This is a genomic window from Nonomuraea sp. NPDC050451, from assembly GCF_044458585.1.
On record NZ_JBITHZ010000026.1, the window covers coordinates 56,697 to 82,349 of the forward strand.

Annotated in this window: 23 protein-coding genes and 1 pseudogene; 15 read left to right on the forward strand and 9 right to left on the reverse strand. The window is 69.6% G+C overall.

The features are described 5' to 3' along the window. Nucleotides 1-108 precede the first annotated feature (108 nt). From ACIBI9_RS47135 to ACIBI9_RS47150, 4 genes are all read left to right on the forward strand, one after another. Nucleotides 109-2,013 carry an ABC transporter ATP-binding protein gene (locus ACIBI9_RS47135; protein ID WP_397232950.1) on the forward strand — a complete coding sequence of 635 codons (1,905 nt, stop codon included), beginning with the start codon at nucleotides 109-111 and terminating at the stop codon, nucleotides 2,011-2,013. After that, nucleotides 2,010-2,858, forward strand: a complete 849-nt coding sequence (locus tag ACIBI9_RS47140) for a TlpA family protein disulfide reductase (RefSeq protein ID WP_397232952.1) — start codon at nucleotides 2,010-2,012, stop codon at nucleotides 2,856-2,858. The genes ACIBI9_RS47135 and ACIBI9_RS47140 overlap by 4 nt, the downstream gene beginning before the upstream one ends. Nucleotides 2,859-3,222: 364 nt before the next feature. Then, nucleotides 3,223-4,602 (forward strand): FAD-dependent monooxygenase, encoded by a 1,380-nt coding sequence (locus tag ACIBI9_RS47145; protein WP_397232954.1) that lies wholly within the window; start codon nucleotides 3,223-3,225, stop codon nucleotides 4,600-4,602. 468 nt (nucleotides 4,603-5,070) lie between these two features. Beyond that, the gene (locus ACIBI9_RS47150) at nucleotides 5,071-5,616 is read left to right on the forward strand and encodes a GrpB family protein (RefSeq protein WP_397232956.1); all 546 of its coding nucleotides are present in this window, start codon (nucleotides 5,071-5,073) and stop codon (nucleotides 5,614-5,616) included. Nucleotides 5,617-6,008: 392 nt separating this feature from the next. Here the strand turns inward: ACIBI9_RS47150 and ACIBI9_RS47155 are convergent, their stop codons facing one another. Further along, the gene (locus ACIBI9_RS47155; RefSeq protein ID WP_397233187.1) at nucleotides 6,009-7,286 is read right to left on the reverse strand and encodes an MFS transporter; all 1,278 of its coding nucleotides are present in this window, start codon (nucleotides 7,284-7,286) and stop codon (nucleotides 6,009-6,011) included. Between ACIBI9_RS47155 and ACIBI9_RS47160 the strand changes: the two are divergent. Then, nucleotides 7,200-7,622 (forward strand): annotated as a pseudogene (locus ACIBI9_RS47160) (helix-turn-helix domain-containing protein); the annotation flags it as partial. The gene ACIBI9_RS47155 and the pseudogene ACIBI9_RS47160 overlap by 87 nt on opposite strands. 143 nt (nucleotides 7,623-7,765) lie before the next feature. On the opposite strand, the gene ACIBI9_RS47165 reads toward ACIBI9_RS47160, so the two are convergent. Next, on the reverse strand, nucleotides 7,766-7,972 hold the full coding sequence (locus ACIBI9_RS47165; RefSeq protein WP_397233189.1) for a TniQ family protein: 207 nt from the start codon (nucleotides 7,970-7,972) through the stop codon (nucleotides 7,766-7,768). A 393-nt stretch (nucleotides 7,973-8,365) separates the two neighbouring features. On the opposite strand from ACIBI9_RS47165, the gene ACIBI9_RS47170 reads away from it, so the two are divergent. Continuing rightward, nucleotides 8,366-8,863 carry a hypothetical protein gene (locus ACIBI9_RS47170; protein WP_397232958.1) on the forward strand — a complete coding sequence of 166 codons (498 nt, stop codon included), beginning with the start codon at nucleotides 8,366-8,368 and terminating at the stop codon, nucleotides 8,861-8,863. Between the two features lie 357 nt (nucleotides 8,864-9,220). Here ACIBI9_RS47170 and ACIBI9_RS47175 read toward each other — a convergent pair whose 3' ends face one another. Further along, a complete protein-coding gene (locus ACIBI9_RS47175; protein WP_397232960.1) occupies nucleotides 9,221-9,382 on the reverse strand; it encodes a hypothetical protein in 162 nt (53 codons plus the stop codon). Between the two features lie 763 nt (nucleotides 9,383-10,145). On the opposite strand from ACIBI9_RS47175, the gene ACIBI9_RS47180 reads away from it, so the two are divergent. From ACIBI9_RS47180 to ACIBI9_RS47190, 3 genes are read left to right on the forward strand one after another with little or no spacing between them, the layout of a single operon-like run. Then, nucleotides 10,146-10,754, forward strand: coding sequence for a TetR family transcriptional regulator (locus ACIBI9_RS47180; RefSeq protein WP_397232962.1), 609 nt, complete (start codon nucleotides 10,146-10,148; stop codon nucleotides 10,752-10,754). After that, a complete protein-coding gene (locus ACIBI9_RS47185; protein WP_397232964.1) occupies nucleotides 10,751-10,951 on the forward strand; it encodes a ferredoxin in 201 nt (66 codons plus the stop codon). The genes ACIBI9_RS47180 and ACIBI9_RS47185 overlap by 4 nt, the downstream gene beginning before the upstream one ends. Before the next feature lies 1 nt (nucleotide 10,952). Next, entirely contained in the window at nucleotides 10,953-12,224 is a 1,272-nt protein-coding gene (locus ACIBI9_RS47190; RefSeq protein ID WP_397232966.1) for a cytochrome P450, read from the forward strand. Nucleotides 12,225-12,400: 176 nt separating this feature from the next. Here ACIBI9_RS47190 and ACIBI9_RS47195 read toward each other — a convergent pair whose 3' ends face one another. From ACIBI9_RS47195 to ACIBI9_RS47210, 4 genes are read right to left on the reverse strand one after another with little or no spacing between them, the layout of a single operon-like run. Beyond that, nucleotides 12,401-14,968 (reverse strand): family 78 glycoside hydrolase catalytic domain, encoded by a 2,568-nt coding sequence (locus tag ACIBI9_RS47195; protein WP_397232968.1) that lies wholly within the window; start codon nucleotides 14,966-14,968, stop codon nucleotides 12,401-12,403. A gap of 7 nt (nucleotides 14,969-14,975) precedes the next feature. After that, nucleotides 14,976-15,803, reverse strand: coding sequence for a carbohydrate ABC transporter permease (locus ACIBI9_RS47200; RefSeq protein WP_397232970.1), 828 nt, complete (start codon nucleotides 15,801-15,803; stop codon nucleotides 14,976-14,978). Continuing rightward, entirely contained in the window at nucleotides 15,800-16,729 is a 930-nt protein-coding gene (locus tag ACIBI9_RS47205) for a carbohydrate ABC transporter permease (protein WP_397232972.1), read from the reverse strand. Before ACIBI9_RS47205 ends, ACIBI9_RS47200 begins: the two co-directional genes overlap by 4 nt. Then, nucleotides 16,726-18,033: an ABC transporter substrate-binding protein gene (locus ACIBI9_RS47210; RefSeq protein WP_397232974.1), complete on the reverse strand. Its 1,308-nt coding sequence runs from the start codon at nucleotides 18,031-18,033 to the stop codon at nucleotides 16,726-16,728. Before ACIBI9_RS47210 ends, ACIBI9_RS47205 begins: the two co-directional genes overlap by 4 nt. Nucleotides 18,034-18,265: 232 nt before the next feature. Here ACIBI9_RS47210 and ACIBI9_RS47215 point away from each other — a divergent pair, with 232 nt between their 5' ends. Further along, entirely contained in the window at nucleotides 18,266-19,300 is a 1,035-nt protein-coding gene (locus ACIBI9_RS47215; protein WP_397232976.1) for a LacI family DNA-binding transcriptional regulator, read from the forward strand. Between the two features lie 10 nt (nucleotides 19,301-19,310). Here ACIBI9_RS47215 and ACIBI9_RS47220 read toward each other — a convergent pair whose 3' ends face one another. Next, nucleotides 19,311-19,685 carry a DoxX family protein gene (locus tag ACIBI9_RS47220; protein WP_397232978.1) on the reverse strand — a complete coding sequence of 125 codons (375 nt, stop codon included), beginning with the start codon at nucleotides 19,683-19,685 and terminating at the stop codon, nucleotides 19,311-19,313. 122 nt (nucleotides 19,686-19,807) lie between these two features. Between ACIBI9_RS47220 and ACIBI9_RS47225 the strand changes: the two genes are divergently transcribed. Continuing rightward, complete coding sequence (locus tag ACIBI9_RS47225; protein WP_397232980.1) at nucleotides 19,808-20,353, forward strand: MarR family winged helix-turn-helix transcriptional regulator; 546 nt, start codon at nucleotides 19,808-19,810, stop codon at nucleotides 20,351-20,353. Continuing rightward, a complete protein-coding gene (locus tag ACIBI9_RS47230) occupies nucleotides 20,350-21,234 on the forward strand; it encodes a dioxygenase (RefSeq protein ID WP_397232982.1) in 885 nt (294 codons plus the stop codon). Before ACIBI9_RS47225 ends, ACIBI9_RS47230 begins: the two co-directional genes overlap by 4 nt. Before the next feature lie 36 nt (nucleotides 21,235-21,270). On the opposite strand, the gene ACIBI9_RS47235 is transcribed toward ACIBI9_RS47230, so the two are convergent. After that, the gene (locus ACIBI9_RS47235; protein ID WP_397232984.1) at nucleotides 21,271-22,305 is read right to left on the reverse strand and encodes a LacI family DNA-binding transcriptional regulator; all 1,035 of its coding nucleotides are present in this window, start codon (nucleotides 22,303-22,305) and stop codon (nucleotides 21,271-21,273) included. Between the two features lie 279 nt (nucleotides 22,306-22,584). Between ACIBI9_RS47235 and ACIBI9_RS47240 the strand changes: the two genes are divergently transcribed. Genes ACIBI9_RS47240 through ACIBI9_RS47250 form a run of 3 tightly spaced genes read left to right on the forward strand, consistent with a single transcriptional unit; the run spans nucleotide 22,585 to nucleotide 25,653 of the window. Beyond that, nucleotides 22,585-23,868 (forward strand): ABC transporter substrate-binding protein, encoded by a 1,284-nt coding sequence (locus ACIBI9_RS47240; RefSeq protein WP_397232986.1) that lies wholly within the window; start codon nucleotides 22,585-22,587, stop codon nucleotides 23,866-23,868. 7 nt (nucleotides 23,869-23,875) lie between these two features. Then, nucleotides 23,876-24,823, forward strand: a complete 948-nt coding sequence (locus ACIBI9_RS47245) for a carbohydrate ABC transporter permease (protein WP_397232988.1) — start codon at nucleotides 23,876-23,878, stop codon at nucleotides 24,821-24,823. Next, a complete protein-coding gene (locus ACIBI9_RS47250; protein WP_397232990.1) occupies nucleotides 24,820-25,653 on the forward strand; it encodes a carbohydrate ABC transporter permease in 834 nt (277 codons plus the stop codon). The genes ACIBI9_RS47245 and ACIBI9_RS47250 overlap by 4 nt, the downstream gene beginning before the upstream one ends.

Sequence of the window (25,653 nt, forward strand, 5' to 3'; positions counted from 1 at the left end):
AGCCAAAAATGTGTTTACATGCACCTTTACACCGAGAGTTTGATCTTCTAGATTGACGTGCGTGATGGGGGGATCTCCGGCGTGCCGGTCTCGGAACGGCGCCCGCGCGTGAGGCTCTGGCGGCGCGGGCGCAGGACGAGCGTCCCGGACGACCGGTCGGGGCTCGTGGCCCAGTACTGGGAGAGCCACGACGAGCACCTGCTGACCGCCACCCTCGGTACGATCGCCCGCAGGCTGCCGTCCTTGGTGGCCGCCGCGCTGCGGATGGCGTGGCAGGCCAGTCCTCGCGACACGGCCGTGGCCCTGGCGGGCAACCTCGCGGCCGGCGTCTTCACGGTCTTCGGCCTGGTGGCCACCTCCGACGTGCTGGCCTCGCTGCTGGCCGCCGGTCCCACGCTCGATCGGGTATGGACCGCGCTGCCCTCGCTGCTGCTCGTGGCCGCCGCCACCGGGTTGCGCGGAGCGCTGCTGGCCGGCGCCGGATGGGCGCAGGCCCGGCTCAAACCACTGGTCGAACGGCTGGCCGAGACTCGCCTGTTCGAGCTGACCACCCGGGTGGAGCTGGCCGCGTTCGACGACCACGACTTCCACAACGCGATGCGCCGGGCCCGCGACAGCGGCGTGCCCGACACCGCCACCGTGGTGGAGACGACGATCGCCGCGGTCACCGGCGCGGTGGGCGTGCTGGCCTCGGCCGTCGCGCTCGGCCTGCTGCACCCGATCCTCATGCCGTTGCTGCTGGTCGCCGCCGTGCCGGCGGGATGGGCCGCGGTGCGCATGGCGCGGCTGGGCTACCAGGCGTTCTACCGGCTGTCCGCCGCGCGGCGGCGCAAGTTCATGCTGTCGGACCTGATGGCCGAACGGCAGCCCGCCGCCGAAGTGCGGGCGTTCACGCTCCGGGACTTCCTGCTCGGCCAGTACGCCAAGGTCGCCGACCTGGAACAGGACGTCCAGCTCGACGTGGCACGGCGGCGGGCCGCGACCAAGGCGGGCGGCGACCTGCTGACCGGCCTGGCCACGGCCGGCGTGTACGTGGTGCTCGGCGTGCTGCTGGCCGTCGGCGTGATCCCGCTGTCAGTGGCCGGCGCGGCCGTGCTGGCGATCAGGACCGGGCAGGTGTCGCTCACCGCCCTGATCCAGACCATGAACCGGCTCTACGAGGCAGGCCTCTACTTCGGCGACTACCTGGCCTTCTGCGAGTCTGCCCGGGAGCGCGTCCCCCCGCCGCCGGCGACCCCTGCCGAGCCGGCGCCGTTCCACCTGCTGACGGCCGAGAACGTCACGTTCACCTACCCCGGAGCCGGCCGGCCCGCGCTGTCGGGCGTCAGCGTGACGGTCGGCCAGGGCGAGGTCATCGCCCTGGTCGGCGAGAACGGCTCGGGCAAGACGACCCTGGCCAAGCTGCTGGCCGGGCTGTACCAGCCGCAGGAGGGCACGATCCGCTGGGACGGCGTGGCCCTCGACGCGTTCGACGGTGACGCGTTGCGGCGGCGGATCTCCGTGATCGCCCAGGATCACACGCGCTGGCCGCTCACCGTCCGCGAGAACATCGTCATGGGGCACCCCCTGGAGGAGGACCGGCTTGCCGCCGCCTCCGCCGCGGCGGGCGCCGACGAGGTGGTGGCACGGCTGCCCGACGGCTACGACGCGCTGCTCGACCGCCGCTTCCGAGGCGGCCACGACCTGTCGGGCGGCCAGTGGCAGCGCATCGCCGTGGCACGCGGTTTCTACCGCGACGATGCCGCGCTGGTCATCTTCGACGAGCCGACCTCGGCCCTGGACGCCCGTGCCGAGCACGCCCTGTTCGAGCGGATCCGCGGCCACGCCGCCGGCCGCACCGTCGTGCTCATCACCCACCGGCTGGCCAGCGTCCGCTACGCCGACCGCATCTACGTGCTGGACGGCGGCGCGATCGCTGAACAGGGCACGCACGCCGAACTGATGGAACGCGACGGCCTGTACGCCGGCCTGTACGAACTGCAGGCCTCGGCCTACCACCAGACGGTGCCATGATCGTCGCCGAGTCGGCGTACCTCGCCGTGACCGCGGCGCTGCTGGTCGCGGCGCTGGTCAAGCTGCGGGACGTGCCCGGCTTCGCCCGGTCGGTGGCGGGCTATCAGGTTCTGCCGGGCAGCCTGGCCAGGCCGGCCGCGGTGGGCGTGCTCGTGGCCGAGCTGGCCGCCGGCGGGCTGCTGCTCGCTCCAGGCGGCCGGCGGTGGGGCGCCGTGGTGGCGGCGGTCCTGTTCGCCGCGTTCCTGGCGGCCATGACCTCCGTGATGCGGCGCCGGATGGCCGTGGACTGCGGGTGCTTCGGCGGCCGCGACCTCGTCGGGGCCGGCACGCTGCTGCGTACCGGCCTGCTGCTGGTCCTCGCGGTGACGGTGGCGCTGACCGGGCCGGTCGCGTTCGCGCCCGTCCAGCTTCCGGTGGCGGCGGTCCTGCTCGGGCTGGCCTTCCTGCCCGCGCGGCTGCTACGCGCGGAGAGAGCCTCGTACGGGCCGCGTCCCGGCACGCGCTTCGCTCTCAACGGCAGGCCGGAGCCGGCCGGCGACCGGACGATGTACGCGTTGGTCTCGCCGGCGTGCGGGCTGTGCAAGGCGATGCTGCCGGAGTTCGTCGCGACAGCCGAACGCCTGGATGTCGCGCTGGTCAGCGCGGTGGAGGGATACGGCGGTGCCGGGCTGCCCGTGGTCGTGGACCCGGATGTCTTCGACCGCAACGACATCCCGTGGCCGCCGTATGTGGTGGTGACCGACCGTGCCGGCACCGTCCTGTCAGCCGGCGGCGCGGCCGATCCGGCACAGCTGGAGCAGGTTCTGTCTCGCGCCGAAGCGGTCGCTCCCCGAGACGGGCGTTGACCGAGCCCCAGCGACTCGACCATCGTCAAGGCATCCGACCTGGGCACTGTCACTTCGATGGGCGTCGAAATGCCAGGCCGGCGTCATCGAACCGTTCCATTCGGGCATGCACCTCGCCCAACTGCTCCAGTACGCGACAGGTGGTGGGGCGCGCCTGGTTCCCAGAGGGGGAGGCGGAAGGGGGCCAGGAGAGCGCCTGCCGTACACGCCCCTGCGGCCATCTTCTCCGTGAGCCTATGGCCGGTAGCCGGCGTATGCAGGAGCGGTGGTCAGCAGCGTCCTCCGCCGGGTGCCCTCGATCTGTATGACAGCGCCCGGCAGACGCTGACAGCGATCCGGCAGAGCCGCTTGGCACGGTCGGGGTATGAACGAGAAGACGGATGTACTGATCGTCGGCGCCGGTCCGACCGGGCTCACCCTCGCCGTGGATCTGGCCCGCCGGGGTGTCGCCTGCCGCGTCGTGGACCAGGCTCCCGAGCCTGTCGGCGGCTCCAAGGGCAAGGGGCTGCAGCCCCGTACGCAGGAGGTCTTCGACGACCTCGGGGTGATCGGCCAGGTCCTGGCGGGCTCGACGCCCTACCCGCCGCTGCGGGTCAGGATGGGCAGGGTGCCCGTGTGGCAGGCCCGCATGCACAAGCGCGTCCCGGCCACGGACGCGGTGCCGTACCCGACGGTGATGATGCACCCACAGTGGCGCACCGAGGCGGTGCTGCGCGAGCGTCTGGCGGAACTGGGCGGGAAGGTGGAGCAGGGTACCGCGCTGACCGGTTTCGAGCAGGACGCGCACGGGGTGACCGCCAGGCTGGGCACGGGGGAGATCCTGCGGGTGCGTTACCTGGTCGCGGCGGACGGCGGCAGGAGCCCGGTACGCAAGGCGCTCGGCATCGGCTTCACCGGCGAGACGCGCGAGGAGGAGCGGATGGCCCTGGGCGACGTGCGGGTCGAGGGGCTCGGCCGGAACCACATCCACGTCTGGGTGCGGCCGGGCAAGGGGATGGTGGCGCTGTACCCCATGGCCGGCACCGACACCTTCCAAATGCTCGCCTCGCTGAAGCCTGGCGTTGTGTTGGAGCAGACGCTGTCCTGGTATCAGCGGATCTTCGCAGAACGGTCGATGGTGCGCGGGGTGCGCCTGACCGAACTACTGTGGTCCTCTCTCTACCGGGTCAACATCCGCCTCGCCGACCGTTACCGCTCCGGCCGCGTCTTTCTGGCCGGGGACGCCGTCCACGTGCACCCGCCAGAGGGCGGGCAGGGGCTCAACACCGGCGTGCAGGACGCCTACAACCTGGGCTGGAAGCTCGCGCGGGTGCTCGCGGGCGCGCCCGAGGCGCTGCTGGACACGTACGAGGAGGAGCGCAGGCCCGTCGCCGCCCGGGTGCTCGGCCTCAGCACTGACCTGCACGACAAGAAGTCCTACAAGCGTGACGAGGATACCTACCAGCTCTCACTGAGCTACCGGGGCGCCTCACTGGCCCGGGGCGGCGGCGAGCGGGTGCCTGACGGGCGGCTCCTGCTGGCCGACGGGACGCGGGTACGCATGTTCGACCTGCTGCGGGGCCCGCACTTCACGCTGCTGTCACCCGATCCCGCCCCTGGCGTCGCGCGTGGTCCCGAGGTCCGCGCATACAAGCCGGCCGCGCCCTACGGCGGCGAACTGCACACCCTCATCCGGCCGGACGGGTATGTCGGGATCTCCACCTCCTCCACCGACGAACTCGCTGCCTACCTGGCCATGGTGTGATCCTTGCAGAGTGACGGCGGTGTCGCGGGGGTGCGCGGCCGCTCCCGGCGCGTCCCGGCTGTCAAGATCGGAACGGTCGTGCACGTGCGTGGTGCGGTACGGGAACCGCCGGATGGCGCCGCAATTCTCGAAGGTCACCTCGGCGGCCTCATCCGGCGAACAGCGCTCTTCTTGTCCGTCGGGGTGCAGGTGGCGGACCTGGACGCTGGCCGCCATGTTCATCGCGCCTTCGAACGTCGCCAGACCCAGACAACGGCAACTATCCGGACGCAGCGAAGGTGACAGTGAGAGCTGCTTCTGACCTCGGCACTGTCACCTTGGCGCGTATCGAATCACCGGTGGTTGACATGCTCACCGAAGGATGTCCGCGATGGTGGCGATGAGAGCGGAAGATGACACCAGAGCGCGTTATTCAGCCCAGGCGGGCTGAGTGTCCTGGATGAGCAATCTCTTGGAACAATTGGAGCCATGAGAGAAAGAGTCGTCATTGTCGACTATGAGCCGGCCTGGCCGGCGATGTTCGCCGAATTGGCTACCAGCATGCGAAGGGTGCTCGGCGATGTCGCGGTGCGTATCGATCACATCGGCTCCACCTCGGTGGCGGGACTGGCCGCCAAGCCAGTGATAGACGTGCAGATCTCGGTGCGGTCCTTCGACCCGCTGGAGGCGTTCCGGGCTCCGCTGGAGAGTATGGGCTTGGTGTATCGAGCCGACAATCCCGAACGAACCAAACGATACTTCCGGGAAACGCCTGGCCGGCGCCGGACACACGTGCACGTCCGGCAGCTCGGAAGCTTTTCCCAGCAATTTCCGCTTTTGTTCCGTGACTACCTTCGGAGCCACCCTTCTGCTGCAGCTGAGTATGCGCTTGTCAAACGGCGCTACGCAGCCGAGTTTCGGCATGATCGGCTTGGCTATGTCAAGGCGAAGGATTCTTTCGTGTGGGACGTGGTTCGGCGTGCCGATGCCTGGGCTCAGTGCATTGGCTGGAGCCCTGGCCCGAGCGACGCTTGAACACCGACCCCACGCCCCAGCACCAGAGCTGATCGCAGGCCGCACGGCCCCCGAGGCGTGGCAGACGTACCTAGCGTGGTCGACAAGCGTCTCCAGGGTGCATCTGGCGTTCTCATCGTCAGGCGGTCTGCCAGGGGCGAATGCCTACGCCGGCCAAAAGCAGTGCTGCCTCGGGCAGGTCCAGGCCGTCGACGGTTTCGGGCGGGTGACGGCCGTCAGACAACTGTCTGGCGTCACTGAAGTTGGGAGCCGGGCCTGCGAGTGACCTGGGCACTGTCATTTAGATTGACGTCTAATCAATAGGGCAGAACGACATTCAAAGTGAGAGCGCGATCCGAACATGGTTCGGAAGAGCCCTTCACTCTTGGTCTTGCGCGGGTTCTGGGCTGCGGTCACCTTCTGGTCCTTGGAGGACCTGGCTGCCTCGGGGCATGAGGCAAAGAGTGAGTAGAGCGGATAGGAGGGTGAGGGTGCAAGCCGCATTGAGTGCCAGGGGAAGGCTGGTCAGTTTGCTCATTGCGGGTCCGGCGAAAGCTCCGGCCATACTTGCCGCGGCTTCGACGGTGAGGAAGGCGGAGCTGACACGGCCGAGGAGCGTCTTTGGAGTGGCTCGTTGCAGCCAGGTGTGGGTGGCGACCAGAACGGTGACTCCTGGCATCCCGAGAAGAACCGCAGCGATCAGCGCGACTGGGAGCGACGTGGCGTTGAACACCAGAAAGAACGCGCCGGCAACGAGTGCTTGACTGAGGGGCGAGAGTCGTTCTGGCGGAGAAGCGGTCGACGAGTCTTCGGCTGACGGGTGCTCCCAGGAGAAAGCCGAGGCCCAACGCGGACAGCAGGTAGCCGACCTGGACGCTTTCCCCCAGGTGTGTCACGGCGAAGGGTATGAGCAAAGCGGTGAGCGCTGCGTTCGCGAGCAGGTAAACGCTGTTCGTGGCCAGCAGCGCCCGTGTTGTCGCGGCTTGCCGAAGGTGACGCAATCCCTGGATGAGATCTGCGAGCACGTTCTGTGCGGGGCCATGTGCGCGTGACTGGGTTGTGGTCCGGGCAATGGCTGTCGCGGACAGAAGACTGGCAGTGATTGCGGCGCCAATGACAACGTTGATGCCGGAGGTGGCGAACATGAGGCCGCCGATCGGTGGAGCGCTCAGTCCGACCACCCCGGTGGTGAGGGCGCCGAGCGCGTTTGCGCTGCTGAGTAGCGGGCCGATGCCCACGACGGCGGGGGTGTGCGCTTGGGCGGCCGGGCGGAAGATCACCGCAGCGGCGCCTTGGCCGAGCATCGCTGCGTAGATGATCCAGATCGTCTCGGGTGTTTGGGCCAGGAGGACTAAGGAGATCGCCATTGCGTGGATGAGGTCGGTGGTGATCATGATGCGGGGGCGGTCCCACCGATCGGCTATGACTCCGGCGAATGGCCCCAGGAGCAGCGCGGGCAGATATCTGAAGGCCAGGCTGAGGCCGGTCGCGAGCACCGAGCCGGTGACGGCATAGATGTGTGCGGGGACCGCGACGTCAAGCAGGCCTGTGCCGAGGGCGGTGATTGATCGCGCGGTCCAGAGCAGCCGGTTGAACTTGGCCGGCGGTTGCGGAGCCGCCGTGCCGCGCTCGGCCGGACGGTCGCCTCGGTGGCCACGGAGGCCGGAGTGTCGGTGCCCTATGTGGCGAATCTGGAAAACGGCCGCGGCAACCCAACGGTCGCCGTACTCGACCGGCTCGCTGACGCGCTGGGGACCCGTTTGGTGATCAATCTTGCCGACCCGGCCGCGAATCCGGCGATCGCAGCTTTGCCGCCGTCACTGGTGGACTTCTCGCAAAGTCACCGCTTTCGACGCGACGTCGGCCAGCTTGCCGCCATGCTCGAGGAAGACCAGCGAACGGTCCGCGCCATGCTCATCGACGCCCTGGCGGCTGTTGCCGGTGCGCTCCGGCGAGACCTTCGGGAAGCCGATTGGCAGCGATTGCTTGATGCGATGGTGCTGATCTTGGGTCACCCGCCAGAGTGACAACCACGGCCGATATGGGAGGCCCGCCGTCGACCTCGTGAACATAGTCAACGAGGTTGTGGCCCGCTGTGTATCCAGACGTAAGCCGTTCTCACGGGTGGATGGCACGGCGGGGCGTGACGGTCTCCCAGGAGCGTAGTCCTTCACCGGCCAGGAGCAGCGCGGCCTCGGGCAAGTCCAGGCCTCCGTCGCAAGTGAACGCGGCATCTCGGGCAGTGATCCACCAGCAGCATCCGATGCGCGGGACAGACCGCGGCCCAGCCCAGCTTCCACCAGAGCGGCCACGCTCCGTTCGAAGCCGCCAGGCACTTCGGGCATGCCCGGCTGCCGAAGAGTTGCGCCCACTCCATCGGCGTGGCCACTGCGGGCCCAGCAACAGCGAACCCCGCGACTGCTCACTGAAGGCGTGAGCGCAGAACAGCTCCTCCAATCCGCAGGACTCCGACCGCACCTCCGGAGCGTCGCGTACTGTCATCACTCAACCACAGCACTCCTGAAGCAGATGTACCACCGATTCCGCCAAGAACAGGACCTGTGGAAGGCCTTCCCTGCCGTGACTGACCGGTGGCCGCCGATGAGTCGGTGTCGTGGGTGGTGGTTGATGATGATGATCTCGGGCTGCATGTCGAGGCGTGCGCGTACCGGCGGGGGTTGCGGGCGGTAGGCCGGGCCGACATACCGGCGATATACCGCCCTCTTCTAGCGTTACCTCCCGACAAAGCAGGCACTCTCAAGGAGATCCCATGGCCAGAACTCGACGATGGGCCACCGCGCTAGCCGTTCTCCCCATGGCGCTCATCCCGCTCACAGCGCAGAGCGCCACCGCCGAGCCGATCCCCGGCATACCCAAAATCAGGTACTCGATCAAGGTGACGAGCGTCCACAACGGCGCCGTGAACCGCAACAAGATGCTGGCGAGCTGTTCCGCCGGCGTAGGCGGCACCTGCTCGATCTCCCGGTCGTTCTCCGTCCAGCGCACCATCCAGGTCAACCTCGGTGTGTCGCGCGACTTCGTCGCCGGCCAGATCGGTTTCAGCAAGTCCACCACGGCGACCGTGACGGCCCAGTGCAACTCCCGGCCGTTCACCAAGTCCGGGCAGGTGTATCGGGCCTACCCGAACGGTATTAAGAAGCGCTACAACATCATCAAGAAGACCTACCTGGACGGCAAGGTCATCAGGACGGCGACCTCCAGCGGTGAGGCCTTCAACCCCACGGGCGTCTCGTGCTCTTTGAGCTGACCCTTGCTAGAAGGTCGGCCAGCAACCTTACCGGCTCGCGCAACCACTCGACCAAGACGACGTCGACCAGGTCGTCCAAGCGGCCACGGCCCAGGGCCGTCCCGGCGTTGACCGCATCCGGCCCGTACTCCTTACGCCAACGTGACGACGACGGCTGGCTGGTTCGCATCACTCTCTGACTTCGACCCACAAGGGCGGCGACGCGGCGTGCGCGCCGTTCCGTCGGCCGCCCTGCGCGGGGGTTACACCCGCTGTTCAGGCGAGCCGTGTGCGCTGTCCGGGCGCCAGCAGCCGCAGCCGGTCGCTGTGCCCCGCGAACGCCTTCTCCACGGTCTCCCTGCCTTGGCTGAAGTGCGCTCAGTGCTCGAAATGCAGCGGCACCACGTACGTGGCATCGAGGATCTCAGCGGCTTCGGCCGCCTGCTCGCTGGTCAGCGTCAGATATCCGTCGACCAGCGGCGTCCTGGCCCCGCCAGCGAACAGGACCGCCACGTCAACGCGCCCGAACCGCCCGACCACGACCCGGACGACGTCGAGCGAGGCGTTGTCCCCGGCTCACGTACACGGTCGGCAGCCCTTCCCCTTCGAGCACGAAGCCGGTCACCTCTCCGACCAGGTGCTCGGTGCCGTCGGGCCCGTGCTGCGCCGGCACTGCGGTCACGCGCACGTTTCCCACCTCGCCGACGTCCAGGCGGGCAGGGCCCGTACGGGGTCGCCGAGCCGCTCGGCCGCCGAGGCCGTCGAGAGCACCAGCGGAGCCGTGCCGAGGAAGGCCCGCCCTGCCCGGTCGAGGTTCAGACGTCCGCGTGGGCGATAAGGAGTCAGTCCGCCGGGTTGAGGGCCATGAGTGGGCAGTGCATCCCACGCACGACCTCGGCGCTCACGCCTGTAGCAGCCTCGATCGCCCTGCACGTCTCCGGCATCGCAACGACGCCGTACGCCAATGAACGAACCTCACTCGACGCGCGTACATCCAGCCCTAACGCCTCGACAATCGTCCACGACGGGCATCCGTTCCACAGGGCCATCCGATCAACCCACGACGCGAACGACTCGCCGTACGCCGGTGACACCACCAACGCCAGCCGCCGGGGCCAGACCGCCACCATCTCCCGAGCCGAACCTCCTGCCGTAAACGCCCCTACTGTCAACTCCGATGGCCCGCTGTCATGTCCACTTCCAGATGGCGTGACGGACTGTCATCTTCAAGGCCGTCAGACAACAACCCTGTCCGGCAGGGGACGTGCTTGACGTATGAAATGAACAATCTTTAAATTCACTCATGGGTCGCATCGCGGGCGTCACGGCCGCCGAGACGCGGGAGCGGTTGCTGAAGGCGGCCGCCGAGGTGTTCGCCGCACGCGGTTACGACGGCACGCGCGTCGCCGACATCGCCGCCGCCGCCGGGGTGAGCAACGGCGCGCTGTACGCGCACTTCGGCTCCAAGGCCGAGCTGCTCGTCGCCGCGCTGCGCGCCCACGGGCGGCGGATACTGGCCAACCTGTTCGCCGCCGACCCTGACAGGTCGGCCGCGGAGCTGCTCCTGGTTCTGGGGCGGCGGCTGCCGCGCCCCCGTGAGGCGGCCGGTTACCTCGTCGTCGAGGCGCTGGTCGCGGCCAGGCGGGACGAGGACGTCGCCCGGCCGATGCGCGACTACGTGGGCGAGCGGGCCGGCTGGATCGCCGAGCTGGTACGCACGGGCCAGGGCGACGGGGAGCTGGACCCCGGGTTGTCGCCGGACGCGCTGGCCCACTTCTGCCTGCTGCTGGCGATGGGCAGCGCGCTCATCACGCCGGACCTGCACGCCGTCGACGACGCCGAGTGGTCGGCGCTGCTGACGCGCGTCGTGGCCGCCATCGCCCCACCGGACAGAGCGGAGAACCCGCAGTGAAAGTACAGATCGATCCCGGGCGCTGCCAGGGACACGGCCGCTGCTACGACCTGGCCCCGGGCCTGTTCGGTGAGGACGACGAGGGCTACGGGCAGGTCGTCGGCGACGGCGTCGTGCCGCCGGGCGAGGAGCCGGCGGCGCGCCTGGCGGTGGCCAACTGCCCGGAGCGGGCGATCGACCTCGTGGAGGAGGCGTGAGATGACCGTCGACGACCGTTTCAGCCAGGACTTCCGGGACACGGGAGACGACCGGCCCCTCGGCACGCGCAGCGAGATCGTCACCGGCCCGGTGTCCGACTGGGCGACCGACTTCTCCCACCTGGAGCCCGAATGGGCCGCGGACCCGTACCCCATCCAGGACGAGCTGCGACAGCGCTGCCCGATCGCGCACACCGACCGGTTCGGCGGCGGCTGGCTGCCGACGCGGCACGAGGACGTGGCGGCCATCGCGTACGACACCGAGCGCTTCTCCTCGCGCTCGATCATCATGAGCAACTTCCGGCCGCCCCGCGAGGCCGCGCCGATCGGCGGCTCGCCGCCGATCTCCTCCGACCCGCCGTTCCACCACGACGCGCGCAGGCTGCTGCTGCCGGCGTTCACCAAGACCGCCGTGGCCAGGCGGGAGGCGTCGACGCGGGCGCTCTGCCATGAGCTCATCGACGGGTTAGCCGGCCAGGACGTCGTGGACGCGGCCCGCGACTACGCCCAGCACATCCCGATGCGGGTCATCGCCGACATGCTCGGCTTCCCGCCCGAGGACGGGCCCCGCTTCCGCGAGTTCATCGAGAACGCGCTCGAAGGCGTGAACCGGCCGCCGGAGGAGCGCATGGAGGGGATGGAGCAGCTGTTCGACTACCTGCTCGTCCAGATCCGTGACCACGTGGACCACCCGCGCGACGACCTGACGACCTACCTCGTCAACGCCGAGCTGTACGGGCGGAAGCTGGAGTCCTCGCACGTGGCGGGGACGATGGCGCTGCTGCTGATCGCCGGGATCGACACCACGTGGAGCGCGATCGGGGCCTCGCTGTGGCATCTGGCCAGGACGCCGCGCGACCGCGAGCGGCTGGTGGCCGAGCCCGAGCTGCTGCCGACCGCGATGGAGGAGCTCCTGCGGGCCTACGCGCCGGTCACCATGGCGCGGCTGGTCAAGGAGGACATGCGCTGGAACGGCGTCGACATGAAGGCCGACGACTGGGTCCTGCTGTCGTTCCCGGCGGCCAACCGCGACCCGGAGCAGTTCGAGAGGGCCGGCGAGGTCGTCATCGACCGCGAGGTCAACCGGCACGCCGCCTTCGGCCTGGGCATCCACCGGTGCGTGGGCTCACACCTGGCCCGCATGGAGCTGCGGATCGCCCTGGAGGTGTGGCTGGAGCGCATCCCGGCCTTCGGCCTCGACGACCCGGCGGCGGTCACCTGGGCCACGGGCCAGGTCCGCGGCCCGCGTACGCTCCCGATCCGCATCGGGTAACCAGGGACTACTTGATCATCTTCGGGGCGGCGTCGCGCTGGTCACCCACGAACCCGCGCTGCTGCGGCGGCTGGCCGGGGGGGGGGGGGGGGCCCCCCCCCCCCCCCCCCGCCCCGGGGGGGGGGGGGGGGGGGGGGGGGGGGGCCCCCCCCCCCCCCCCCCCCGGCGCCGAGGCGTCACATCGTCGTGGTGAACGTGTGGGTCCCGGCGCCCACCTCCTGTGGGATCGCGCCCGGCAGGTCCACCTCGGCGACCGTCCCCGGGGGCACGGTCGCCGTGATCGTGAGAGTCTCGCCGTCCCGCTCCCACGAGACGGACGCGAGCCCGTACGGGGTGTCGAGGCGGGCCGAGGCGTGCGTGAGATCGCCTCCCGGCCGGGGTGCGACGCGCAGGCGGCGGTAGCCGGGGGCGGCCGGGGCGAGTCCGGCCACGGTGCGGTGCATCCAGTCGGCCACCGCGCCGAGCGCGTAGTGGTTGAAGGAGGTCATCTCACCCGGATTGACCGAGCCGTCGGGCAGCAGGCTGTCCCAGCGCTCCCAGATGGTGGTGGCGCCCATCGTCACCGGGTACAGCCAGGACGGGCAGTTGCGCTGGAGCAGCAGCCGGTACGCCGTGTCGTACGCCCCGACCGAGCAGAGCGCGTCGCAGATGAGCGGCGTGCCGACGAACCCGGTGCCGATGCGGTGGTCGTCCTGGTCGACCAGTTCGACCAGGCGCCGCCCGGCCCGCTCCCGCTGCTCGGCCCCGTCCAGCAGATCGTAGGTCAGGGCCAGGGCGTAGGCGGTCTGGGTGTCGCAGGCCAGCCGCCCCGACGGGGTGACGAACTCCCGGCGGAACGCCGCACGCACCTCCCGCGCCAGGGCCGTGTAGTGCTCGGCGTCGGCGTCGTTACCCAGCAGGGCCGCCGTCTCGGCCAGGACCGCGGCGGTGTGGGCGTGGTAGGCGGTGGCGACGAGCGCGTGGTCGGTACGGGCCTTGCCGGGGTTGTCCGGCGGCGCGGCCGGGTCCAGCCAGTCGCCGAACTGGAAGCCCTCGTCCCAGAGGTGGTTCTCCCCGGCGAGCCCGGCCACCTGGTCCACCCACGCCTTCATGCTCGGGTACTGCCGGCGCAGCAGCCCGAGGTCGCCGAATCGCTGGTAGAGCGTCCACGGCACGAGCACCGCGGCATCGCCCCACGCGGCGGTCGGCGAGACGCCGAACAGCAGCGGCACCCACGGCACGTAATGCGGCACGGTGCCCTCCTGGACCTGCTCGACGGCCAGGTCGGCGAGCCAGGACGACAGCGGGCCCGAGCAGTCGTACAGGAAGGCGGCGGCCGGCGCGAAGACCTGGATGTCGCCGGTCCAGCCGAGCCGCTCGTCGCGCTGGGGGCAGTCGGTGGGCAGGTCGACGTAGTTGCCGCGCATGCTCCACACGACGTTGTCGTGCAGCCGGGAGAGCAGCGGGTCGGAGCAGGTGAAGTCGCCGGTCCTGCGCATGTCGGTGTGGCAGACCACGGCCACGACGTCGGAGGCCGGGTCCAGCTCGCCGGGCCAGCCGTCGATCTGGGCGTAGCGGAAGCCGTGCGTGGTGAAGCGCGGCTCCCATTCCTCGGGGCCGTCGTCGCCGCGCAGCGTGTACTGGTCGAGCGCGGCGGCGTTGCGCAGCGGGCGCAGGGCCAGCGCGCCGTTCTCCAGAACCTCGGCGTGCCGGAGCGTGACGGTGTGCCCGGCCGGGCCCTGGACGCGGATGCGCAGGCGGCCGGCGATGTTCTGGCCGAAGTCGAGGATCGTCTCCCCGTCCGGCCCGGTCAGCACCTCCACCGGCGCCAGCGTCTCGACGGGCCGGACCGGCGGGCCCGTCGGCGCGACGAGCAGGGCAGGGTCGTGCGGCAGGGAGTCGGCGGGCTGCCAGGCCGCGTCGTCGAAGCCGGGGCCCGACCAGCCGGACGGCAGCAGGCGGGCGTCGTACTTCTCGCCGTCGTACAGGCCGGCGGCGGTGACGGGCCCGGTCGCGCAGCGCCAGCTCCCGTCGGTGGCCACCACGTCGGTGGTGCCGTCGGCGTAGGCGATCTCGAGCTGGGCGATGAGCGCGGTACGGTCGCCGTACAGGTCGCTCTTGCCGCCCCGGAAGCCGATCCGGCCCCGGTACCAGCCGTCGGCGAGGGTGGCGCCGATGGCGTTGGCGCCCTCGGCCAGCAGATCGGTGACGTCGTGCGTGCGGTAGCGCAGGCGGTGGTTGTAGCTGGTCCAGCCGGGGGCCAGGACGTCGTCGCCGACGACGTTGCCGTTGATCTCGGTTTCGTGGACGCCGTGGGCGGTGACGTACAGGCGGGCCCGCTCGATCGGGCCGCGGACGGTGAAGTCGCGGCGCAGCAGCAGCGCGGGGCCGTCGGGGAGGCCCAGCAGCTCCAGCGGCGGCGCCGCCGCGGCCGCCGTCCAGTCGGCCGGCTCCAGCAGCCCGGCCTCCGCCCACGACCAGGGGCTCCAGTCGCTGACCGAGCCGTCGCGGCCGTGCACGCGCACCCGGGCGCCGCGCCGTTCGCGCGAGCCCAGGTCGCCGCCCGGCCAGGGCACGAGCACCGACTCCGCCGACTCGACCCGGCCGGTGGCCGTGCCGTCGCTGAGCTCGATCTCGTACGCCTGCTGCCGCCAGCCGGGGAGTTCGGTGGCGACGGTCCACGACAGACGCGGAGCGCTTTCGCCGATGCCGAGGGGGTCGTGGTGGTGTTCGAAGACGGGCGCTTCGACATGCACGAGGGTCACGGGTCTCCTAGCCCTTGATGGCGCCGGCGGTCATGCCGGCGACGATCTTGCGGTTGAAGAAGATGAAGAGCAGCAACGGTGGGATCGTGATGAGCACGATGTCCATGAAGAGCAGGTTCCACTGGGTGTTGTACTGGCTCTGGAAGTTGTAGAGGGTGACCTGCACGGTGGCGTTGTCGTCGCCGGGGGTGAAGTACAGCGGGTTGACGAAGTCGTTGAAGACGGCCACCGAAGTGGTCAGGACCACGGTGATGGTGACCGGCCGCAGCAGCGGGAAGACCACCCGGAAGAACAGGGCGAGCCCGGTGCAGCCGTCGATCTGGGCGGCCTCGTCCAGCTCGCGCGGGATGGCCGCGATGAACGCCCGGAAGAGCAGCACCGAGTACGCCATGTGGAAGGCCACCTCGATGAGGATCAGCCCCGGCAGGGTCTTGAACAGGCCGAGCGCCTGCAGCAGCCAGATGGTGGGCACGATCGCGGGCGGGATGATCAGCCCGGTCAGCACCAGGAAGTTGGCCACCGAGCCGAGCCTGCCCGTACGGCGCTGCAGCACGAACGCGGCCATGGAGGCGAACACGACGATCAGCACGACCGACGCGACGGTGAGCACGGTGCTGTTGACGTAGGCGCGCAGCAGCACGTAGTCGCGCGCCTCGATCACGTCCACGAAGTTCTGCACGATCGGCCAGTTGGCCGGCCAGGCGAAGTCCAGGTCGGTGGCCTGCGTCTCGTCCTTGACCGCGGTCAGCAGCATGAGCGCGAACGGGATGAGGAAGATCACCCCGGCCAGCACCAGCGCGACGGCCTCGGCGCTGAGCCTCCTCAGTGCGGTCATGCGGCCACCTGCCTTTTGCCGAGGAAGTAGTTGAGCGGGACGACGATGGCGGTGACGACGACGAACAGCAGCACGTTGCCGGCGGTGGACAGGCCGAAGAAGCCGGCCTGGTACTGCTTGTAGATGATCGAGGCGATGGTGTCGCTGGTGAAGCCGGGCCCGCCGCGGGTCATCGTCCAGATGAGGTCGAAGGAGCGCAGGCCGCCGATGAACGACAGGATGATGACGGAGTACGTGGCGGGCCAGGACAGCGGGAGGGTGACGTGGCGGAAGCGGTGCCAGGCCCCTCCGCCGTCGACGGCCACGGCCTGGTAGTAGTCGCGGGGGATGGACAGGATGCCGGCGATGTAGATGACGGTGGCGATGCCGACGCCCTTCCACACGTCGACCAGGGCGACCGACAGCAGCGCGGTGTTGGCGTCGCCGAGCCAGTCGGGGCCGTCGATGCCGATCACGGCCAGGGCCTTGTTGACCAGGCCGGTGTCGGGTCTGAGCAGGGCGCTGAAGGTGATGCCGACGGCGACCGTGGAGACCAGGACGGGGAAGAACACCACCGAGCGCAGGAAGCCGCGCAGTCGCAGCTTGCTGGTGAGCAGCACGCCGAGGAGCAGGCCGAGGACGACCTTGAGGCCGCTGGTGACGACGGCGTAGAAGAGGGTGTTGGTGAAGCCGATGCGCAGGTTCTGCTCGGACAGGAAGTCGCGGAAGTTGTCCAGGCCGACGAAGGTGCTGTCGAACAGGGTCCAGCGGGTCAGCGCGAAGTAGAAGGCCATCACCGTCGGCACCAGGAAGATCACCAGGTAGACGACGGCGGCCGGCAGGTACAGCGCGTACGGGTAGGCCGACTTGCGCTTCGCCGGACCGGCGGGCCGCCGTGTGAGTGCCGGGCCGGGCCCCGTGCGGGGCCCGGCGTCCTGCTTGGTCACCACCCCGCGAGCCCCAACTGCTTGGCCTGCTTCTCGACGTCCTTGTCGTACTGGGCGGCCCCCTCGGCGGCCGGCGTCAGCCCGGAGCCGACGGCGACGGTGATCTGCTCCAGCGACGGGCCCTTGACCGGGGACAGGAACTCCAGCGCGGGCGCGGTGGCGCTCTTGTCGATGTACGCCTGCAGGTCCTTGGCCACCTGCACGGCGTCGTCCGGCAGCTTGGCGCCCGTGATGCGGTACGGCCCCGAGGGCTGCACGACCTTGCTGACCGCTTCGGTCGCGGCGGGCGAGGCGACGAAGGCCAGGAACTTCTTGGCCGCGTCCAGGTTCTTGGTGGTCTTGGGGATGTAGACGCCGCCCGGCTCCCAGAGGGTGGCGCCGTTCTTGGCCGGGTCGGTGCCGGGGACGCCGAAGAAGCCGACGTCGGTGGCCGCCTGCGGCATCGAGTCCACCAGCGGCGGCACCTGGGCGCTGAGCATCGGATAGTGCGCGCCCTTGCCCTCGACCAGCATCTTCATGCCCTGGTCGGCGGTCGCCGAGCCGAAGCCCTCGTTGAGGTAGCCCTTGGCCTTGACGTCGGCCAGGTGCTGGAACCCGGCCAGCGCCGCCGGGGTGGTGGCGAACTTGGCCTTGCCCGCGGTGTAGTCGGCGGCGAAGTTGGGGACCGCGGCCTGGACGTTGTAGAAGTCGCCGAGCACGAACAGCTGCGAGGTCCAGGTGTCCTTGAACGTCGAGATCACGGGTGCGATCCCGGCCGCCTTGATCTTCTCGTTGTTGGCCATGAACTCGTCCCAGGTCTTCGGGACCTGCAGGCCGAGCTTCTCGTAGACCTTGCGGTTGTAGAGGATGCCGCCGCCCAAGGCGGTGCCGGAGGGCACACCGAACACGTGGTCGCCCTGGCTCACCACCGGCAGGAAGTCCTTTTGGACGTTCTGGATCGCCGGGTCGCCGGCCAGGTCCACCAGGGTCTGCGACGGGTTGAGCGCTTGCAGCAGCGACCCGGAGTTGTACGCGAACACATCCGTCATGTCGCCCGTCGAGAGCCTGGTCTTGACGATGTTGTCGCCCTCGCTGCCGGGCGGTCGCGTCTCCATCTCGATCTTGATCTTGGGATTGGCCTTCATGAAGGCCTCCGTCATGGCCTTGGCAGTGTCGACCGAGCCCTGGCCGTTGTCCACGAGGTATTTCAGGGTGACCGTGCCGTCGGCTGCCGGCTCGGCGCCCGAGCTCGAGCCGCAGGAGGTCAGGGCCGCCATCGTGAGAACGGCCAGAGCCGCTCCCAGCGCGCGGTGAGAGGTCTTCACAACGCCCCTCCGGGTCCGTTGAATCGTTTTAACGCCCCCCGATGCGAGTTAACGTAAGCGTTACAAGGGGGAGGCGTCAAGGTTCGATTTGAGGAACGGTCCCCAATCGTGATCCACGTGGATGGGGCGGACTCGTGGTTATCCGATCTCTTGAATGGGTAACGTTATTCATCGCGGCACCGGCCTGGAGCTCGTACAATCGGGTCGCGTCGAGTCGAACGGGGTGCGTCACATGGTCACGCGCGACGGGCGGCGACGGGTGACGATCACCGATGTGGCGAGCCACGCCCGGGTCTCCACCACCGCCGTGTCGAAGGTATTGCGCAACGCCTACGGAGTCAGCGAGGCGATGCGCGTCAAAGTGCAGGCCGCCATCGACGAGCTCGGCTACCGGCCGCAGGCCGCGGCCCGGGCGATGCGGGGGCGCACGTTCACGTTCGGCGTGGTGCTGCCGCACATCAGAAACCCGTTCTTCGCCGACATCCTCGACGGCCTCGACGAGCAGATCGCGGGCGCCGGCTACCAGGCCATCATCGTCCAGGGCAGCGGCAGGGACGCCGAGGCCGAGGTCCGCGCCATCGACGCCCTTGTGGACCGGCAGGTGGACGGGATTCTCGTCGTCGCCCCCGTCATCGCCAGGGCCCGCCTCGAGGAGATGGCCAGGAACACGCCCACCGTCGTGCTCGGCCGCCACGACCGTTCGGCGGTCTACGACTCCGTGCTCGACGACGACGAGGCGGGGGCGGAGCTCGCCGTCGAGCATCTCATCGCGCTCGGCCATCGCCGAATCGCGCACATCACGCAGAAGGACGTCGGGTCCGTCCGCTCCGTGACGCTGCTGCACACCATCAGGGCCAGGACGTACGAGCGGGTGATGGCCGAGCACGGCCTGGCCGAGCACGTCGCGCTCGCCGCCACCTCCTACACCGAGGAGGGCGGTCACCAGGGGACGCGCGAGCTGCTGGCCCGCACGCCCCGGCCCACCGCGATCTTCGCCGGCGCCGACCAGGCCGCCTTCGGCGCGCTCGCGGCCATCCACGAGGCCGGGCTGGCCGTTCCCGGCGACGTCTCCGTGGTCGGCTACGACAACGCCCGCGCGGCGGCCCTCTCACACATCTCGCTGACCAGCGTGGACCAGGACGGGATCATCATGGGCAAGACGGCGGGGCGGCTGCTGCTGGAGCGGATCGAGGGCCGCACGACCGCGGTGCGCTTCTCCGTCACCCCCACGCTGGTCACCCGCCGCTCCACCGCGCCGCCCGCCTGACGTCGGGCCGTCAGAAGGAGTACGGCCCGAAGCGGCCCCAGGCCACCACGGCGGCCAGAAGGAGGAGCACCGCGTTGACGATGATCCCCTGGTATTCCTTGCGGCGGGCGTGTACGACCGCGGCCCCGATCATGACGATGACCAGGCCGGCGGCGGCCAGCGGCGTCAGCACCGGGACGATGCCCAGCGCCGCGGGCAGGATGAGCCCGATGCCGGCCAGCAGCTCCAGGGCGCCGATGCCCTTGACGGCGCCGGCGGAGAAGTCCTCCGTCCAGGCCAGGCCGGACGCGGCCAGCTTCTCCTTCGGCTGGGACAGCTTCATCAGGCCGGCCCCGAGGAAGGCGAGGGCGAGGAGGCCGGCGATGATCCACAGAACGACGTTCATCGGGAGTCCGATCGATTGCGAGATGACTTAAAGCTTCAACCGGAATCTACGCAGACCGGACTTGAAGCGTCAAGCACGATTCGACGTGTGATCACTTGATTCATCAAGTTAGAGTGGAGAACATGGAGCACCCGCAGGAGCCGCGCTGGCTGAGCGCCGAGGAGATGGAGAGCTGGCTGGCGCTGGTCAGCGTGCTGATCAAGTTGCCGGCCGCGCTGGACGGGCAGTTGCTGCGCGACGCCGGAGTCAGCCACTTCGAGTACCAGGTGCTGGCAGGGCTGTCGATGACCCCCGAACGCACCATGCGCATGAGCGACCTGGCGATGATCTCGGAGGGGTCGCTGTCCCGCCTGTCCCACGTCGTCAACCGGCTGGAGAAGCGCGGCTGGGTGCGCCGCACGCCGGACCCGGCCGACGGCCGCTACACCCTGGCCATCCTCACCGAGGAGGGCTGGGAGAAGGTCGTCGAGACCGCCCCCGGGCACGTCGAGGCCGTACGCGGCTTCGTCTTCGACCCTCTCACCAAGGCGCAGATCCGGCAGTTGCGCGACATCGGCCGCCGCATCACCCACGCCATCGACCCCGGCGACAGCTGCCTCGACCGGCACCCGGCCACCGCGCGTCCGGAGCCCGACCCCGACCCCATCCCCAACCGGGAGCCCTCATGACGTCCATCATCAACCCGGACATCCCCGCCGGCGCCTACGACGCGTTCCTGCCCGGCGCGCTGCCCCGGGCGCGGGCCCAGCGCCCCTGGACGCCCGCCGACGGCCCGCTCCCCGCCCTGTACATCAGCCACGGAGCGCCCCCGCTCTTCGACGACGGGCCCTGGATCGGCGAGCTGTTCGCCTGGGCGCAGTCGCTGCCCAAGCCCAGGAGTGTCCTCATCGTCTCCGCCCACTGGGAGGCCGCGCCGCTGGCCCTGTCGGCGCCCGCCGCCGGCACCCCGCTGGTGTACGACTTCGGCGGCTTCCACCCGCGCTACTACACCATGACGTACGACACCCCCGACGCCGGCGCGCTCGCCCGGCGGGTGGCCGCGATGATGCCCGACGGCGAGCCGGTCCACCAGCACCCCAGCCGCGGCCTCGACCACGGGGCGTGGGTGCCGCTGATGGCCATGTACCCGCTGGGCGACATCCCCGTGCTGCAGCTCAGCATGCCGGCCCACGATCCCGACCGGCTGCTGGAGCTCGGGGCGCGGCTGGCTCCGCTGCGGGAGGAGGGTGTGCTGGTGATCGGCTCGGGGTTCATGACACACGGGCTGCCCTTCGTCACCCCGGACATGCTCTACCAGGGTGTCGTCCCCGCCTGGTCCTCCGACTTCGACGCCTGGGCGGCCGACGCCCTGGCCAGGGGCGACGTGGGGGAGCTGGCGGCGTTCCGGACGCGCGCGCCCGGCATGCCGTACGCCCATCCGACCGTCGACCACTACATCCCGCTGTTCGTCACGCTGGGGGCGAGCGGCCGGGTGGAGCAGCCGGTGACGACCGTCATCGACGGCTACATGATCGGCTTCTCCAAGCGCTCCTTCCAGACGGTGGCGTAGCGCCGATACGTACGGCAAGAATCTAGAAAGTTTCGGTCAGCGTGACGGCGGCGCGGTGCTGGCTCGGACGATCAGCTCGGTGCCCAGCTCGACCCGGGTCTGCGGCAGCGGCTCGCCCTGCGCGAGCTTCATGAGCATGGTGGTGGCCTTGGCGGCCATCTCGGTGAGCGGCTGGCGCACCGTGGTCAGCGGCGGGACCGCCCACTGCACCGAGGGTAGGTCGTCGAAGCCGACGACGCTCAGGTCACCGGGGATGCGCAGGCCCAGCTCATAGGCGGCGCGATAGACGCCGACGGCCTGCCCGTCGTTGCAGGCGAAGATCGCGGTGGGCGGGTCGGGCAGGCGCAGCAGCCGGTGGGCCTGGGCCAGCCCGCCCTCGATGACGAAGTCGCCCGAGCCGATCAGCTCGGGGTCGACCGGCACCCCGGCCAGGTCGAGCGCGGTGCGGTAGCCGTCGAGCCGGGCCCGGCTCGACAGGGCCCAGTCGGGGCCGGTGATGACGGCGATGCGGCGATGGCCGAGGTCGATCAGGTGGCGGGTGGCCGACAGGCCGCCGCTCCAGTTGCCCGCACCGACCGAGGGGACGCCGGGCCCGGGGTCGCCCGACGGGTCGAGCAGGACGATTGGGATGTCGCGGGTGACGAGCTGGTCGCGCTGCTCCTCGGTCAGTCCGGAGAACACCGCGATCACGCCCGACGGGCGGCGGCTCAGCACGCCTTCGATCCAGCCGTGCCCGGGGCCGGAGCGCTGGTGCATGTCGGAGATCACCACGGCCAGATGATGCTCGCGGGCGACCTGGTCGACCCCTTTGATCATCTCGATCGGATAGTCGCCGTCCAGAGCGTGGAACACCACCTCCACCAGGGCCGACGCGTTGACGCGCCGGCGCTGCCGGCGGTAGCCGTGGCGGCGGATGAGCCCTTCGACCAGGGCGCGGGTCTCGGGGGCGACCTCGGAGCGGCCGTTGACCACTTTGGAGACGGTCGCGGTGGACACGCCGGCCAGCTCGGCGAGCTGCGTGATGGTCAGCGGCTGGGGCGGCGCGGCGGACGGCTCCTCGGTGGCGGTCATGGCCGCAGTCTAACGGGAGGGTTTCGGAATCTGGGACCGAATGTTTCGGCGATCTTACAAGGAGGTTCTTGACGGGTTTCGGGAATCAGACCTAGAGTCCCGGCTTAACGATCGGACCTTGGACCGAAACTTTCCGACGCGCTGGCGAACCCCCCAATTCGAAGGAGCGCGGCATGCATCGACCTGTCTCCAAACGCGGCGTGACGGCCGCGCCCGCCTACTACGACATCGCCACAGCGCTCCGCCCCTGAGCGCCGGACCCCACCGAAAGAGACCGACGTGAAGTTCCGCAACGCAACCCCGGTCGTGCTCGCCGCGGCCCTTGCCCTGTCCACGGCCGCCTGCGGTGGCGGCGGTGGTGGCACCCCGTCCCAGCCGTCGGGCGGCGACAGCAAGGCATTCGAGTTCTGGTCGTTCTCCGGGATCGACCAGAAGGCCTCCGTCGACGACTACCAGAAGCAGAACCCGGGCGTGCAGATCAAGCTCACGGAGGTGGGCAGCTCGGTCGAGACGGCGCAGGCGCTCACCACGGCGCTGGCCGGCGGCAAGGTGCCCGACCTCGTCCTCATCCAGGGCGACGACCTGCCCAAGTTCGTCCAGCAGCCCCAGAACTTCTACGACCTGCGCCAGCTCGGCGCCGACAAGATCAAGGGCGACTACCTCGACTGGGTGATGAGCGCGAGCACCGCCAAGGGCGGTGAGATCATCGGCATCCCGACGGACGTGGGCGGCATGGCCGTCGCCTACCGGGCCGACCTGTTCAAGGAGGCCGGGCTGCCGACCGACCGCGAGGAGGTGAGCAAGCTCTGGCCCACCTGGGACGCCTTCATCGAGACCGGCAAGAAGTACACCGCCAAGACCGGCAAGGCGTTCATGGACAACGCCGCCACCAGCGTGTTCTACCAGGCGGTCAACCAGGGGCCGCAGAAGTACTACGACCCCTCGGGCAACGTCGTCTACAGCACCAGCCCGCAGGTCAAGACGGCCTTCGACCTGTCACTCAAGGCCGTGCAGGCCGGCATCACGGCCAAGCAGGGCTCGTTCACCGAGGGCTGGACCGCGGGCATGGGCAAGGGCCAGTTCGCGGTGATCTCCGCGCCGTCGTGGATGCTGGGCGCGATCCGCAGGAACGCCCCCGACACCAAGGGCAAGTGGGACGTCGCCACGATCCCCGGTGGGGCGGGCAACTGGGGCGGCAGCTACCTGGCGATCCCCAAGGGCGCCAAGAACGCCAAGGCGGCCTGGGACTACATCACCAAGACCCAGTCGCCGCAGGGCCAGCTGGCGCACTTCGTGGACTCCGGCTCGCTGCCCACCACCCCGTCGGTCTACAAGGACGCCCAGCTCACCGGGCTGAAGGACGAGTTCTTCTCCGGCGCGCCGATCGGCGCGATCTACACGAACTCGCTGCTCGGGCTCAAGCCGTTCTACATCGGCCCGGACAGCTCGGCCATCGGCCAGGAGCTGCAGAACGCGATCACCAACGTCGAGCAGGGCAAGGGCGACCCCGCCAAGGCCTGGGACACGGCGCTGGCCAACGTCAAGACGGCCATCGGCAAGTAGGACCAGCGTGACGACGAGCCTCAGCACGCCGCGGGCGGTGGAGACGCCGCCCGCGCTCACGACGCGGGTGCGGCAGAGCATCGGCGAGCGCATCGCCCCGTACCTCTACATCGCCCCATTCTTCCTGATCTTCGCGGTCTTCGGTCTGGTCCCGCTGCTGTTCACGTTCTACGTGGCGCTGTTCGACTGGAACCCCATCGGCGAGCACGTCTTCATCGGCTTCGACAACTTCAGCCGCCTGCTCGCCGACGCCCGGTTCTGGAACGCGCTCAAGAACACGATCAGCATCTGGGTGCTGTCCACCGTCCCGCAGCTGGTCCTGGCGCTGCTCCTGGCCCACCTGCTCAACCACGCGCGGCTGCGGCTGGCGGTGTTCTTCCGGATGTCGATGCTGGTGCCGTACATCACCTCGGTGGCGGCCACCACGATCGTCTTCGCCCAGATGTTCGACCGCGACTACGGCCTGCTCAACTGGCTGCTCGGGTTCGTCGGGGTGGAGCCCATCGACTTCAAGCAGTCGGTCTGGGGGAGCCACCTGCTGATCGCCGTGATGGTGACCTGGCGCTGGTTCGGCTACACGACCCTGCTCTACCTGGCCTCCCTGCAGGCGATCCCGCGCGCGATCTACGAGGCGGCCGCGGTGGACGGCGCCGGCGGGTGGAAGCAGTTCCGCCACATCTCGATCCCGTCGCTGCGGCCGGTCATCGTCTTCACGGTCGTGACCTCGACGATCGGCGGGCTGCAGATCTTCACCGAGCCGCTGCTGATCTCCCGGTCGCAGACCTGCGGGGCGATCCGGCAGTGCCAGACGCTCACGTTGTTCCTGTACGAGCAGGGCTTCGGCCAGTTCCAGTTCGGTTACGGCGCGGCCATCGGCGTGGCCCTGTTCGTCCTCGTCATCGTCGCCGCGACGGTCAACTACCTCCTGTCCACCCGCATCCGCCCGGAGCGATGATGACCGCCAAGAGCAATCGGGTCCGCTGGTGGGCCTACCTCCTGCTGGGGCTGGCCGCGTTCGCCTGCATCTTCCCGCTGTACTGGATGTTCGTGGTGGCCACGACCGACTCGGCGACCGCCACCCAGCTGCCGCCGAAGATCACGCCGGGCGGCAACTTCTTCAACCTGGCCGAGCTGGTGTTCACGACCGTGCCGTTCGTGCGCTCGATCGTCAACAGCCTGATCGTGGCCGGGACGATCGGCGTCGGGCACGCGGTGCTCTGCTCCCTGGCCGGCTTCGCCTTCGCCAAGCTGCGCTTCCCCGGCCGCAACGTGCTCTTCCTGATCGTCGTGCTCACCATGACCGTGCCCACGCAGCTCGCGGTCATCCCCCAGTACATGATCATCTCTTCCCTGGACTGGGTGGACACGTTGCAGGCCCTCATCGTGCCCGGCCTGGCCAGCGCGTTCGGCATCTTCTGGATGCGCCAGCACCTGTCCTCGACGATCAGCGACGAGATCCTGCAGGCGGCCCGCATCGACGGGGCGAACACCTGGCAGATCTTCTGGCGTATCGCGTTCCCGCTGGTGCGGCCGGCCGCGTTCGTGCTCGGGCTGCTCGGCTTCGTCACCTCGTGGAACGACTTCCTGTGGCCGTTCATCGTGCTGAAGTCGCCCGAGATGTACACCGCGCAGATCGCCATCAAGGCGCTGCAGAACAGCCTCGACGTCGACCTCGGCCTGGCCATGTCGGGCTCTTTCCTGGCCACCCTGCCGCTGCTGGTGCTGTTCGTGTTCGTCGGCAGGCGGATGGTGGCGGGGATCATGGACGGCGCCTTCAAGGGCTGA

Coding starts and splice junctions, on each gene's coding strand:
- ACIBI9_RS47165 (WP_397233189.1), bottom strand. CDS start 7,972: ATGGAGTGGGCGCAACTCTTCGGCAGCCGGGCATGCCCGAAGTGCCTG.
- ACIBI9_RS47170 (WP_397232958.1), top strand. CDS start 8,366: ATGGCCAGAACTCGACGATGGGCCACCGCGCTAGCCGTTCTCCCCATG.
- ACIBI9_RS47230 (WP_397232982.1), top strand. CDS start 20,350: ATGACGTCCATCATCAACCCGGACATCCCCGCCGGCGCCTACGACGCG.
- ACIBI9_RS47215 (WP_397232976.1), top strand. CDS start 18,266: ATGGTCACGCGCGACGGGCGGCGACGGGTGACGATCACCGATGTGGCG.
- ACIBI9_RS47140 (WP_397232952.1), top strand. CDS start 2,010: ATGATCGTCGCCGAGTCGGCGTACCTCGCCGTGACCGCGGCGCTGCTG.
- ACIBI9_RS47225 (WP_397232980.1), top strand. CDS start 19,808: ATGGAGCACCCGCAGGAGCCGCGCTGGCTGAGCGCCGAGGAGATGGAG.
- ACIBI9_RS47180 (WP_397232962.1), top strand. CDS start 10,146: ATGGGTCGCATCGCGGGCGTCACGGCCGCCGAGACGCGGGAGCGGTTG.
- ACIBI9_RS47235 (WP_397232984.1), bottom strand. CDS start 22,305: ATGACCGCCACCGAGGAGCCGTCCGCCGCGCCGCCCCAGCCGCTGACC.
- ACIBI9_RS47250 (WP_397232990.1), top strand. CDS start 24,820: ATGATGACCGCCAAGAGCAATCGGGTCCGCTGGTGGGCCTACCTCCTG.
- ACIBI9_RS47200 (WP_397232970.1), bottom strand. CDS start 15,803: ATGACCGCACTGAGGAGGCTCAGCGCCGAGGCCGTCGCGCTGGTGCTG.
- ACIBI9_RS47220 (WP_397232978.1), bottom strand. CDS start 19,685: ATGAACGTCGTTCTGTGGATCATCGCCGGCCTCCTCGCCCTCGCCTTC.
- ACIBI9_RS47145 (WP_397232954.1), top strand. CDS start 3,223: ATGAACGAGAAGACGGATGTACTGATCGTCGGCGCCGGTCCGACCGGG.
- ACIBI9_RS47190 (WP_397232966.1), top strand. CDS start 10,953: ATGACCGTCGACGACCGTTTCAGCCAGGACTTCCGGGACACGGGAGAC.
- ACIBI9_RS47150 (WP_397232956.1), top strand. CDS start 5,071: ATGAGAGAAAGAGTCGTCATTGTCGACTATGAGCCGGCCTGGCCGGCG.